Here is a 12676-nt window from a genome sequence, read left to right as displayed (position 1 = left end):
TTATTGATAATATTCACGACATTTTGCTGGTAAATATTCTAATATTTCTTCTCTATCTTTATTCATATTTACGATTCTTTCTTCTTCATTTATTTTTGCCAGATAGATTCCTTGAAAGCATTGGAATATCCATCTCATTGTTACTTTTTCTGTTCTTTTTCCTACTTGGTTTCTCAATCCTACTTTTCTTCTTTTTAATTCTTTTCTCATTTCTCTTTGAGCTAGGTTATATATCAATAAGCTCAAGGACATTAACCATAATATCCCTTCCAACCTCTCCACCTTTTTTACATAAAAACTCTCGGTAAAAAATAAGGGATTCTTTAAAAATCTAAATCCTCTTTCTACTTTTTGTTGTTGTTTATATTCCCATAGTATTTCCCATGGTTTTAATCTTTCTTCCTCCATTACATTGGTTGCTAAGATAAATCTTCCTGCTTGATTTTTCTTTTTTTCTATTTCTTCTTCCTTCTCTCTTACCACTACACTTACTTCATATTTTCCTTTCTCTTGCTTTCTAATGTCTTCTATCTCTAACTCATAATATTTAAACCTTTTATTCTTTTTCTTTATTTCTCGTTCACATTCTTTGTTATCGCACCACAATTTTCTAGATATTTTCTTTTTCTCTTTTTCTACTTCCTCTTTTTCTAGGGGAATTGCTTTTTTTATTTTTTTTAGATCGCTTTCTTTTCTTTTTTTATTTTCTACTACTAACCATCTCTGGTTTATTCCCCCATAGTTTTCCTTGATTACTTTCCATTCATAACCTCTTTCTTTCAATTCTTGTTCTTGCTCATTTTCTATCTCTGTCCATAATATTTCTTCGTTTTCTACTAATTCTCTCCCTTTTTTTACTGTTAATGGCACTCTTGTTATCCATTTCATTTCCCCTAGTAATTGGATATTCTCTTGACTATATAAGGCACTATCACATACTGTTATACTCTCTGTTTCTATACTTTTCTTATACTCTTTTACTATCTTGACAAATTCTTTTTTATCACTTTGATTTCCCTGTCCTGATTTCATCCATAATGGTATTTCTCCGTCCCCTGATACTATTAAATTTAATACACATTGTTTTAAATCTGGACGATTATCTTTTGAATACCCATGACATATTTTGATGGTTTTTCTATTTTCTTCTTCCTCATTTTCATATTTACCATCCACATGAAATGATGTGGAGTCTAAGTGGTGATAATTACTTTTTATTTGATATTTTTTTATTACTTCTATGACTATTTCTATGAACAAATTACTTAGTCCATATTCGTATAGTTCATCTAAACTTCTCCCTAATTTGTCATCATTTAAGTATTCTTTTTTTACTTCTTTTCCTAGTAATTTTTCTATTGCTTTGTCGTTAAAAAACTCTGAAAATAGGTACAATGGCTGAGACACAAAACCCAAGGCATTGAGAATCATTGCCTTGACTACTAATCCTTTACTAATTTTTTCTGTAGCATAGGATGGTAGTTTTTGGTTTACAATCTCTACAATGCCTACCTCGTCTACTATTCCAGCTATTATACCTAAATGATCAATATTTTCTATTTCAATGTTTATTGATTCATACATTTTCCTAGACTTATCATTACTCTATTAAAACTAATTTACTCTATTCCACTTCATCTTTTTCATCACTTCTTTTGTAGTATTCTTGCTTTTTCTTGAACTATGCGGAAGGTCGGGAAATGATTCCCCCAGGGGGTTTTTGGATAAATTTACCTGAAGATATTAAACAAGAATATATGGGCAAAAGTTATTTTCTGGGAGGAGGAAAAACGGGTATAGCTAGAAGGTTATCATTTGAACTTCCTAGCTTAACTTTAACTCTGTAGTTTAGACTAAATGGAAAGTGGAGCAAAGAAGGACAAGACATAAAAGAAAAATAGAGAGAAAATATAAATAAGCAAAAATAAAATCTTCTCTCTATGAACAAATATAGCAGACTGGAAAATTTCCGTCATGACACCTATGAAATGTTAGTCAAAGGTAAAGATGCCACTTTTCAATTGATGGATAGTGTTATGACCACGGAAAATGCTCGTAGTTTGGCAGATTTTTCTTTATCACCTTTTTTCCATCGGCAATGGTGTAGTACCTATGAAGCCATAAAAGATTGTCGTCCGAACAGCAACAAATTGATGAAACGATATATTCAAGAAATAGACACCTTAGAATATACATTACTAGGTATAGATCATACTCAGTGGAAGTTTGAAGATAGTCCCACCATGAAAGATAGAGGTTATCAATATTCTTCGTCATCCATCAATTCATCGGTCATAGGACAAGGATATAGCACCATCGCTTGGTTACCACCATTGAATGAGAAAGGAAGTTGGGCATTACCTTTAAGACATGAAAGAATCACATCCTTTGAAAATCCTCTGGGTAAAGCAACATGGCAACTAAGGCAAGTGTGTAGAAAATTGCCAGAAAATAAACCGAAATTGGTGGTGTTGGATTGTGAGTATGGCAATGGCAAATTTATTAAGCAAACCGCAGATATTGAAATCAGTAAGTTGATTAGAGTACGTTCTAATCTATGTCTTTATGGTAATCCTCCAGCCTATAGCGGTAGAGGCAGACCGAAAAAACATGGGGCAAAGTTGAAATTAAATCAATGTGACCATTTTCCCCATGCCCATGAAATATTAGAAATGGAAGACTCATCCCTAGGAACAATACGGATGAGTAAATGGAAAGAACTTCATTTCTACAATGCCCCTTCACAAAAGCTAACCCTGTTTAAAATTGAACGATTGAAGCAGAAAAAAACTGGTGCTTTACATCGCCCACTGTGGTTAATCTGGGTGGGAGAGCAATTTTTATCTTCTTCCAATATTTGGATTCAATACAGCCGACGATTTGGTGGACCACTGGTATCGTTTCGCCAAGCAAAGATTACATTGGACGTTACCCCATTTTCGCACCCCTGAGAGTTGTCAAAGGTGGAGCAATTTAATTGTCAATATTACTTGGCAGTTATGGTTATCCAAGGATTTAGTCAAAGAATATCATCTGCCATGGCAAAAACCTCAACAGAATTTAACCCCGGAAGAGTGGCTCTGTCTATGACTTCATTATTGATGGACATTGGAAGTCCTACCCTTTCTCCTAAAAGTCGAGGAAAATCCCATGGCTGGCCTAAAGGTCGAAAAAGAAACAAAGCTAAAGTTTATCCTACGGTTAAAAAGCGTTTATCTAAGACTAAAAAAAGACCAAAAAAATAACTTTTAAGCCATTATTAAATTCATTTATAGCGTTTTTGAGCTAATCTTTGTTAGCTTACTTATTCTCTTACAATTTTTTCTTAGTCTAAACTACAGAACTACAGTTAACTTGTTCTCCTGCTCAAAAACAAACGGAAAGATGTCACCCCGAAGAAACTAGACCTCTAAATATTCGGGAGTATGCTAGGATTCAAACATTTCCTGATGATTGGAGTTTTATCGGTTCAATCAGTAGTCAGTATAGGCAGATAGGTAATGCTGTGCCTGTTAATTTGGCTTGGGCTTTGGGTAATTGTTTGATAGCTGTGTTGAATCAAATAGAGGATAAGGTTGAGTTACAGCATAGGGAGTTTAATGACACTGTTTTTGCCAATAACCAACAAATGAATTTATTTGACTCAAGTTATGTTGGGTGAATTATTTGTTGTGAATATTTAATCGATAATTCACCTTTTTGTGAGATACATTCGATTTAACCAAAACGATAACCAAAACCTCTTACGGTAATGATATATTCTGGATGGCTAGGATCTAATTCTAATTTTTCTCTTAGCCAACGGATATGAACATCAACGGTTTTTGTGTCTCCGAGAAAGTCTGCTCCCCAAATGTTGTTGATTAATTGATCTCTATCCCATACTCTTTTAGGATAGGTCATGAATAGCTCTAAGAGTTTAAATTCTTTGGGAGATAGACTTACGGGTTGGTTTCTGACGGTTACTCTACATTCATCGGGGAAAAGGGTAATTTCTTTATATTGTTTTACGTTTTCTGGAGGGGCGTTGTTGATGCTGTTGCGACGAATTAAGGCACGACAACGGGCGACTAATTCTTTCATACTGAAGGGTTTGGTTAGGTAGTCGTCGGCACCCACTTCTAGTCCTAATACTCTATCGGTTTCGGCGGCTTTGGCACTTAGAATAAGGATGGGAATATTATTTCCTCGGTGTCTGAGTAAGCGACATATATCTAAGCCGTTTACTTCTGGTAACATTAGGTCTAAGATTATCATGTCAAAACCTTGTTTTTCAGTGATTTGGCTGGTTTGACGTTCTAGTAAATTTAGTGCTTCTCTGCCGTTGTGGGTATTGGTTACTTGGTATCCTTCTTCTTCAAGGTTGAGACTAATCATGTTTCGGATTAAGTCTTCGTCTTCAATGACGAGAATACGGCTGGGAAGTTGTCTTTTGGTACTGGAGGCAATGGGTGGTAAATCCAGAGTAAGCATAAAAACTCTCTATGTTTTGTTCTCTAATAACATTTATATCAGAAATACGGCTTGGGGATTCGATTTTGGTTTATTAATTTTATTAAAAGTTTTTGTCCTATGGTTGGGTAATGGATTAGATTAGTAGTTAAGTAGTTATTAGAGATTTAAGCAATTATGGATGTTAAACTATTATTATTGATTTTGACTGGTTTATTTATCGTAGCGGCTCCGTTTTTCGGTACTAGAAATGGTTTTTATGATTCCGATAATTATGACGGGAATGGCTCTGCTCACTAATTTATGGCGGTTATGATTCAACAGCAGGAATGTTCTTCTTCTCCATCTTTTCATTTGTCTTGCTCTCCTTTGGCAGTGGGTCATGATACTGAAGGATTGGCTATTATGTTAAATGTGGGGGAGTACCGCATTTTACTTGATTGTGGTTTGGAGAATATAAAGTCTCTTCTGGTTGATCAATCTTTACCGCCCCATTGGGTTTTTTGTACCCATGCTCACCATGATCATGGGAGGGGTTTGCTTTCTTTACATGAAGTATATCCTCATCTTCCTATTTATTGTAGTGAGGTGACAAAAAAACTTTTACCTCTCAATTGGTTGAGGGCTGATGGCTCCATGGTGGAGCCTTTTTGTGATAGTATTCCGTGGCGATCGCCTTTACAATTAGAAAAGAATTTAAGTGTAGAATTATACCCTGCTGGACATCTGCCGGGGGCAGCCGCTATTTTATTTCGTTATCATCACGGGGATAGGGTTTATAAAATCTTCTATACAGGGGATTTTTGTCTTTCTAATCTTCAGTTGGTGGAGGGTTTATCCCTAGATAATATGCGTGGTTTAAGCCCTGATGTGTTGATTATTGAGGGTACCTATGGCACCGCAAGACACCCCCATCGTCGTCAACAGGAAAAACATTTGATGACTAAAATTCGAGAGGCGATCGCATCTAACATCAATGTTATTCTACCAGTACCTACCTTTGGTTTAGGACAAGAATTATTAAAATTATTGAGATCGCACCATCAATTTACAGGGGCAAACATTGATATATGGGTAGATGGTAACGTGGCGATCGCCTGTGATCTATACTTAGAATTAATAGATTATTTTCCTGCTAATGTCCAAAACTTTGCCAAACATCAACCCCTCTTTTGGGATGAAAAAATTAAGCCAAGAATGAGAAGATTAACCCCTAACATTAATAGAAAAAAAATAGGGGAAGAAACATCCATTATCTTGACCGATGACCTATCAAAAATAGACGAATATTGTCAAAATAATGACTATAAATGGTTAATATTGACCCCAGAACATTCAAAAATTAATAAAAGTAAAACTTTTAACCGAATTATAAACAAGCTAAATACTGAAAAAGTAATCGTCGAAAATTACCTTTTAGCAGAACATAGTGACGGTAGAAACACCACCCAACTAATCCACAACCTTCGCCCTCAACACGTTATCTTTGTCCATGGGGCACCCAACTATCTCGCCGACTTAACCGCCCTAGAAGAATTACAAAATCGCTACCAACTCCACTGCCCCGAAGTCAACATCAAAGTTGACTTACCCATCGGAGAACAATTTATTCAACCAAAAATCACCCCCCAACAAAATTACGAAGGAGAATTAAACGAAACAGGAGCATATATTACCATCACCTTACCAGAGCAACTAAACAAAGATTCTCGTTGGCAAAATTTTGCGGATACAGGGCTAATAGAAGCCCGTTGGCAAGGGGAAGAATTAGTGTTAAGGGGTTTATCTCAACGGGAATTATTACAGCAAAATAGCTCTATTCGTCGTCAACTAAATGCCGAATCATGTCATAACTGTGCTTATTATGACGAAGATTGCTGTCACAACGAAAAATCCCCCCTCAATGGTTTTGAAGTACCAGAAGATGGATTTTGCCCCGCCTTTGAAGATAATGGATAATAAAACTTATTTCCCATTGCTGAATAAATCAAAAGCTGGAAATATAAAGAATTTGGGCATACTTATAGCTGTCAAAAAAATACACAAAAATCGCCATTATAAATTAACATCATGACCCCACTTTTTTCATCACATTCTAATTAATTATTAGTAAAAATAATGTTGAAATTTTGGTCAACAAATCGTTGATAAACCTCTCGTAAAGGAGGGATAGATTGCTCATTTACCACATAGGTTTTAAACTCTTGACCTTCGCTCAAATATTCAGCATATCCAGCTTGAAGGTAGGGTTTATAGTTTTCATTATTCCTCTGATGCACTTCAAAAAATGCCAACATCATCGAATGGGTGTATTCATTCAAAAGTACGGGAGAAGGAAGAGTTAAATTTGTAACCGTGCTGATTAAATCACTAATCCCTGCATCTAGCTGAGAAAAATCCACATGAGCTTGTCCTTCTTGTAGTTGCAAATATACATCAGGAATTTCTAATAGAGGATGAGTTTGAGCCAACTCAAACACAAAAGGCGTTGCAGGATCATAACTACCCGCTGCGATAAAAAGGGGAACTTCTAAAGAGTTAACTCCCTCTGGTCCAAAAATGCCACCGTTAACGGGATTCATGGCAAAAATAGCTTTTATCCTCTCATCCCTAAATTGATAGTCTTCTTGGGGCAGTTGTAAGGCTCTACATTGCAAAATAAGGGCGGTATTGAGGTTGCCTATATCTAGGTTGCAACGTTCATTGAGTCTGTCCCAATCAAAGGTTGCGCCTCCCACGGCTAGAGCGGTATATCCTCCAAAGGAATGTCCGAAAATACCTACGTTTTGGGTATCTAGTCTGCCTTGCCATCGAGATTGATTCAAAAGTTCTAATTCATCAAGAGTGTGAGTAATATCGAGGGGACGGTTGATAAATTCTTCTCTGACAAATAGTTCTCCTGTAAATCCTTTGATAAAGTCTTCGGTTTGTTTGATGTCACTGCCAATATGTTGGGGCATAATTACGAAGTAGCCATAGGAAGCTAGGTGTTCTGCTCTGGCGTGAAAGTCTTCGGGACGGGAACTAAGTCCATGGGAAATGATAACTACGGGGGTATTTTCTACGGTTTGGGTGGGGTAATATATTTCGGCGTAGTATCCTCTGTTACGGGATTCATCTAGTAAGTTAATGGTTTCCTGGCGAAAGGGGATGTTTCCTTGTTGGCGAATATCAGGCAGGTTGGCGTAGTTGATTCCCCTAGATTCACGGCTTTGTATTTCTGCTTGTTTGATAACTTCTTGTTCGTAGATAGCACTGGCTTGGAGGACTGTTTCGACTTGTTGGGTATAGCGTAGGATGCGCTGAATGTCTATTTCAACATCTACGGCAAGGTTTTTGAGGATGTTGATGAGGGTTAGTCCTTCGGGTTGGAGGGCTGATGTTATTAATGCTCCACGAATTAAATATTTGCCGTTACTTCCTCCTTTGATGTTGATGACGCTACCGAAGTAGTTGAGGAGTCTTTCGGCTTCTTCTGTGTTGAGGGAACGAGATATTAAGATAGGATCTACTTCTACGGGGGTTATGAGGGCTTCTCTAAATTGTTGTTTTTGTTCTTCGTTTACCCCTGCGAGGTTTAGATAGGTTTGTAGGTTACGGTTAACGGTACCTGTTTCGGCAAATAGTTGTAGGGATTCTACTTTGAGGGTTAAACTAAGGGGACTATAGATGAATGATATGTTACGGGCGATCGCCTCTTGGGTGTTAATAATTTCAGCAATGCCGATGGTGGTTAACGTTGCGATCGCACTGAGGGCAATGGCACTAATTTTATTTACTCGAAACATAATAATTAGTTGAATGAATAAAGGAATGGGCAGGAAGCATAAGATGACAGCCTTTATATATTAATCCAATACAAAAATAACGACCTATTAATTATCCATTATTCATTATCAATTATCAATTATTTATTGAACCTTTTAAAAATCTTCCATGTCTAAAATGGTGAGTCAATTAAAAAACAAAGATTTATGACAGTGTTAGCGGATGATCACACCAAAATGACCGATTCTGAATTAATTCAGAGGTGTCAACTTGGCGACGAGAGTTCCTTTCGTTTAGTATATCAACGTTACCGACACAAGGTAAGAGCAACTTTGTTCAAGCTATGCGGTCAAGAAATACTTGATGATTTAACCCAAGAAGTTTTCTTAAAAGCGTGGAAGGCGTTGCCAAAACTTAGGGAATCGAGATATTTTTCAACTTGGCTATACCGCATTTGTTGGAATGTTGCGTGCGATCGCCGTAAACAATTAGCCAAAATTCGTAGAGACAAAAAAACCCTTTATCAATATGCTCCTGAAGTAGTCCTTGACCAAGGACAGTTATTACAAATGCACTATCAGGAAATAGTACAACAAGGGTTACAAAATCTCAAAATGGATCATCGTGTGGTTTTAGTTTTACATGACCTAGAAGACTTACCCCAAAAGGAGATTGCTGAAATACTATCTATTCCCGTGGGTACAGTAAAATCAAGATTGTTTAATGCTCGTAAAGCCATGCGTAAATTTTTAGAACATCAGGGGGTTAAAATATGAGCAAATTTTTCCATCACCATTCTTCTGAGGATGAAGAACTTGTCGATTTCCTCAAAAACTATTGTCCTGATACTCCTTTAGAACCTTCTAACCATGAACAATTATTATTTAGGGCGATCGCACAAGAGGGAAAATCTAGTCATCAAAAAATGTTCCGTTGGCGTTGGGCCATTCCCACCAGTTTGGTGACGGGTTTATTAATTGTGTGGGGCGCATCCACCACTCAACAATTTAGCCCTCAAGTAGCCCAAGAAACAACAGAATTAGAAGCCTTTATGTTTGAAGTTTGGTCTTACTCCTCTACCAGTCAGAATGCAGAATTTAACCCTGACTCTGACTACGTTACTTTTACTAACGACTACTAAAGAGTTTTTTAGAACTCACAACTCAACATTACACCATTCATTAGGAAAAAAAGATTATGAAGAACAATATTAGCCGATTATTAGCTTTTACTACTATTTTAACCCTCACTGGTGGCACAAGGGCGATCGCCCTTGATGTTGATACCATCAACCTTGAAACCAGCCTAAACCAAACCATCGAACTAGCCCAAGCCAGAGAAGGAGGCAAAAGATGGGGGGCAAATAAACCAGGACAAAGCCGTTTAATTGAAGAATTAAACCTTACCTCAGAACAACAACAACAGATGGTTGAAATAAAAAATAAATATGAACCTCAAATGACCAACCTCCGAGAAGAAATTCGCACCGAGCGCCAAGCCCTGCGAACTATGATGAATAACAATCAATCTGCTGATGCTATCCGTGCCAAAAATCAAACCATCTCGAATCTAACTCAACAAATGCGAGAACTAGGTTTTGAAACCATGCTCGAAATGCGCGAAGTTTTGACTCCCCAACAAAGGGAGCAACTAAGCCAAATCATGAACGAAAGAAGATCTAGTAACCGTCGAAATCCTCAATAATTAAAGTTTATAGTAAAAAGTAGTTTCAACTCTTTCTATCATTAAACTTCAAAATTATACTAATACCAAATCCTGTTTAGATAGTATGTCTATTTACTCAAAATCACTGGGGTTGATAGTAGTTATTAGTTTACTTTTAGTTTAGGATTTGGTATAAATCCTGTTTCAATAATATACTAATTAGGGTGGATAATGAGGAATAGGCAACAGACAAAAGATAATAATTGTTTATTATCAATTGTTACACGGTGGATAATAGTAAACCTGATAAATCGGATTTGGTATTACGTTCCGAAGGTGGGTAATGCCCACCCCAACTACAACTAATAAAAAATGCACAAATAATGGTTATTTTTCGCCAAAATCTGTGCATATTTTTCCTGTATCAGTAGCTGTTGCCATTAATGTCTTCCATTGGTTTTTTAAATCTTTGAAATATAAAAATTTCAAGTAAATTTCTAAACCCTAACTAGCTCTTTCCATCACCTTATTAATCTTTTTAAGCAAAATGCGAGGTTGCAAAGGCTTCAATAAATATTCATCCACCCCAAAGTTAGATAGCTCCTCCCAATCTTGACCACTAATTTCATCCCGAATAATCATCAAATAAACATCAGGATTACTCAAAGCCTTAATTTCCATGGCTAGAGTTAAAGAAACCGATTGATTTTGTTCTAAAACAATCACCCGAGGATTTATTAAATCAATCTTACTAACGGCATCTGTAACATCAAATAACCAAATCACCTGATAATCGGCCGCTGTTAGCAACTCACACAAAAAAGTACCAATTTCGTCATCTTCACAAATAACCACCACAGTCTTATTCACCTCGCCATTAGGCAAAGAAGTAGATTTTTCTGGCTGTCGAATCAAAGGACTAGAATCAGAATTGGGCAAATAAACCGTAAAGCTAGAACCCTTATCAACCAAAGACTCTACCTCGATTATCCCCCCATGAAGTTCCACCAAATGCTTAGTTAGAGCCAATCCCAACCCTGTCCCTGGATTAGTACGAGTACGATAATTTTCTAGTTGTTGAAATTTAGTAAACAACAAAGGAAGTTGCTCTTCACAAATTCCAATACCTGTATCCTCCACCTGAAAAACCCCTTGATTTCCTTCTCTCCATACCCTTAAAATTACCTCTCCTCCTGCCCCTGTAAACTTGATGGCATTGTCAATCAAATTAAGCAGTATTTGATAAAGTCTTTCTCCATCAGCATAAAATAAATCTTCATTCTCTTCCACTCGATAATCCATTTGTACCATCACCCCTTTATTACGGGCAATTTCCAAACCATAAAGCAAGACCATCTGAGCGATACTTTTAAGGGCGATCGCCTCTATATTTAATAAATACTTACCCGACTCAATTTCTGTAAAATCAAGAATATTATTAATTAACTGTAATAACTTTCGTCCATTATCTTGAATTATTTTTAAATATCTAGTTTGCTTTTCTGGGGTTAAAATGCGATCGCTACCATCCTTCGACCAATGTAACAAAGTTCCCGATAAACCAATAATACAAGTCAAAGGAGTTCTCAATTCGTGACTAATACTACCCAAAAACTCACTCTTAGACTGTTGGGCTACCTCTGCCAAAATTAAAGCATCCTGTAATTGTTTTGCCTTCTTTTCTACCTGCTTCTCTAGGGCTTTTTTTTGTTCCTGTAACTGTTGATAATAATCATATTGATACACTGCCACTGCTAAATACTCGCTAATATGCTTTAGAAACTTAATCTCATTATCATGCCAAACCCTGACACTTTCGCACTGATGAGCAACGAGTAAAGCCCATGTTCGGTGCTTAACTACAATGGGAATAATTATTTTGGCTTTTACCTTTAATTTCCCCATTACTTCAACTAAATAATCATCTAAACTACTGTTACCAACATCATCAACAATGAGGATAAAATCTTCCGCATACTTACCTTCACAATCAATGCCCTTAAAGTAATCATCATTACTCAAACTTAGTAAAGAGTCGATGTTTTTTGATGCCTTAGTTTCATAGGTGACAATATCAATACACCTTTTTTCATCATCCTTTTCAAAAGGGACGTTGATTTGATAGATAAACAGACGATCTATTTTTAATAAACTTTGAACCTGATCCAAAGTAGTTTGAATAATAGATTCTAAATTTATATTATCTTGAATTTTTTGAGTTAATGTATGCAAGATTTCTTCTTGCTTAATTCTATTTTCTAAAATAGTTTCAATGGAATAAGTCTCTGTAAGAGCGTTATTCTCCGCTTTCTCTTTTAGATCAAGAGGATTACTAAAAATTTCTAAAACGTCAACAATAAATTGTTGACCATAACTATTATTTCCTATAGAAATATGATCAAGATTTTTTTCTATTTTTTTATTATGTTGTAAACTAAAAAAAGGTTTAATTTTGTCATAAAACTTTTTAATTTCTTGAAGACAAAAGCTAATAGTTACCTGAGAATAAAAATCATTAATTTCTTTTTCTATCAAAAGAAGTGCTTGAAATTCAGGATTAATAATTAACTTAAAATTATGATAATAAATATTTTTTATAGCTGTTTTTTTCGTTTTACTAAAGTCACTCTGACTCAGAAAAATGAAGTCATCCTCCTGTTTTTTAGCAGTTTCTTCCCAGAGATGATAAAGTTTATCTAACATCTGCTGAGAGATAATTTTGTTATGGAGAGAGAGATTATAGTTAGCCATTAGATATATTTTATTTAAATGAGTTGGCTAAAATTAATTC

10 protein-coding genes and 2 pseudogenes are annotated in these 12676 nt (G+C 35.9%); 8 read left to right on the top strand and 4 right to left on the bottom strand.

Features of this window, described 5'->3' with window-relative positions:
- Positions 1–1584, bottom strand: coding sequence for an IS1634 family transposase (locus A5482_RS06860; RefSeq protein ID WP_069791669.1), 1584 nt, complete (start codon positions 1582–1584; stop codon positions 1–3).
- A 92-nt stretch (positions 1585–1676) separates the two neighbouring features.
- Between A5482_RS06860 and A5482_RS06855 the strand changes: the two genes are divergently transcribed.
- The 3 genes and pseudogenes from A5482_RS06855 to A5482_RS06845 all read left to right on the top strand — a co-directional run.
- Positions 1677–1847: a hypothetical protein gene (locus A5482_RS06855; RefSeq protein WP_201150113.1), complete on the top strand. Its 171-nt coding sequence runs from the start codon at positions 1677–1679 to the stop codon at positions 1845–1847.
- A gap of 93 nt (positions 1848–1940) precedes the next feature.
- Positions 1941–3245, top strand: a pseudogene (locus tag A5482_RS06850) (NF041680 family putative transposase).
- 98 nt (positions 3246–3343) lie between these two features.
- Positions 3344–3661, top strand: a pseudogene (locus A5482_RS06845) (DNA cytosine methyltransferase); the annotation flags it as partial.
- Between the two features lie 56 nt (positions 3662–3717).
- On the opposite strand, the gene A5482_RS06840 reads toward A5482_RS06845, so the two are convergent.
- The gene (locus A5482_RS06840; RefSeq protein ID WP_069790204.1) at positions 3718–4473 is read right to left on the bottom strand and encodes a winged helix-turn-helix domain-containing protein; all 756 of its coding nucleotides are present in this window, start codon (positions 4471–4473) and stop codon (positions 3718–3720) included.
- A 156-nt stretch (positions 4474–4629) separates the two neighbouring features.
- Between A5482_RS06840 and A5482_RS06835 the strand changes: the two genes are divergently transcribed.
- Positions 4630–4752: a hypothetical protein gene (locus A5482_RS06835; protein WP_255365533.1), complete on the top strand. Its 123-nt coding sequence runs from the start codon at positions 4630–4632 to the stop codon at positions 4750–4752.
- 12 nt (positions 4753–4764) lie between these two features.
- Positions 4765–6411 carry an MBL fold metallo-hydrolase gene (locus A5482_RS06830; protein ID WP_069790209.1) on the top strand — a complete coding sequence of 549 codons (1647 nt, stop codon included), beginning with the start codon at positions 4765–4767 and terminating at the stop codon, positions 6409–6411.
- A gap of 140 nt (positions 6412–6551) precedes the next feature.
- Here A5482_RS06830 and A5482_RS06825 read toward each other — a convergent pair whose 3' ends face one another.
- Complete coding sequence (locus A5482_RS06825; RefSeq protein ID WP_069790203.1) at positions 6552–8240, bottom strand: alpha/beta hydrolase; 1689 nt, start codon at positions 8238–8240, stop codon at positions 6552–6554.
- A 186-nt stretch (positions 8241–8426) separates the two neighbouring features.
- Between A5482_RS06825 and A5482_RS06820 the strand changes: the two genes are divergently transcribed.
- From A5482_RS06820 to A5482_RS06810, 3 genes are read left to right on the top strand one after another with little or no spacing between them, the layout of a single operon-like run.
- Complete coding sequence (locus A5482_RS06820; RefSeq protein WP_201150047.1) at positions 8427–8996, top strand: sigma-70 family RNA polymerase sigma factor; 570 nt, start codon at positions 8427–8429, stop codon at positions 8994–8996.
- On the top strand, positions 8993–9361 hold the full coding sequence (locus A5482_RS06815) for a hypothetical protein (RefSeq protein WP_069790202.1): 369 nt from the start codon (positions 8993–8995) through the stop codon (positions 9359–9361). The genes A5482_RS06820 and A5482_RS06815 overlap by 4 nt, the downstream gene beginning before the upstream one ends.
- Positions 9362–9417: 56 nt before the next feature.
- Complete coding sequence (locus tag A5482_RS06810; RefSeq protein ID WP_069790201.1) at positions 9418–9924, top strand: Spy/CpxP family protein refolding chaperone; 507 nt, start codon at positions 9418–9420, stop codon at positions 9922–9924.
- Between the two features lie 465 nt (positions 9925–10389).
- On the opposite strand, the gene A5482_RS06805 is transcribed toward A5482_RS06810, so the two are convergent.
- The gene (locus A5482_RS06805; RefSeq protein WP_069790200.1) at positions 10390–12636 is read right to left on the bottom strand and encodes an ATP-binding protein; all 2247 of its coding nucleotides are present in this window, start codon (positions 12634–12636) and stop codon (positions 10390–10392) included.
- Between the last annotated feature and the right edge of the window lie 40 nt (positions 12637–12676).

Origin of the sequence: Cyanobacterium sp. IPPAS B-1200 (assembly GCF_001747005.2) — a bacterium.
In the GTDB taxonomy this organism is placed as follows: Bacteria; Cyanobacteriota; Cyanobacteriia; order Cyanobacteriales; family Cyanobacteriaceae; genus Cyanobacterium.
The sequence above is the reverse complement of the archived record's forward strand: the minus strand, read 5'-3'. Positions and strand labels throughout refer to the sequence as shown.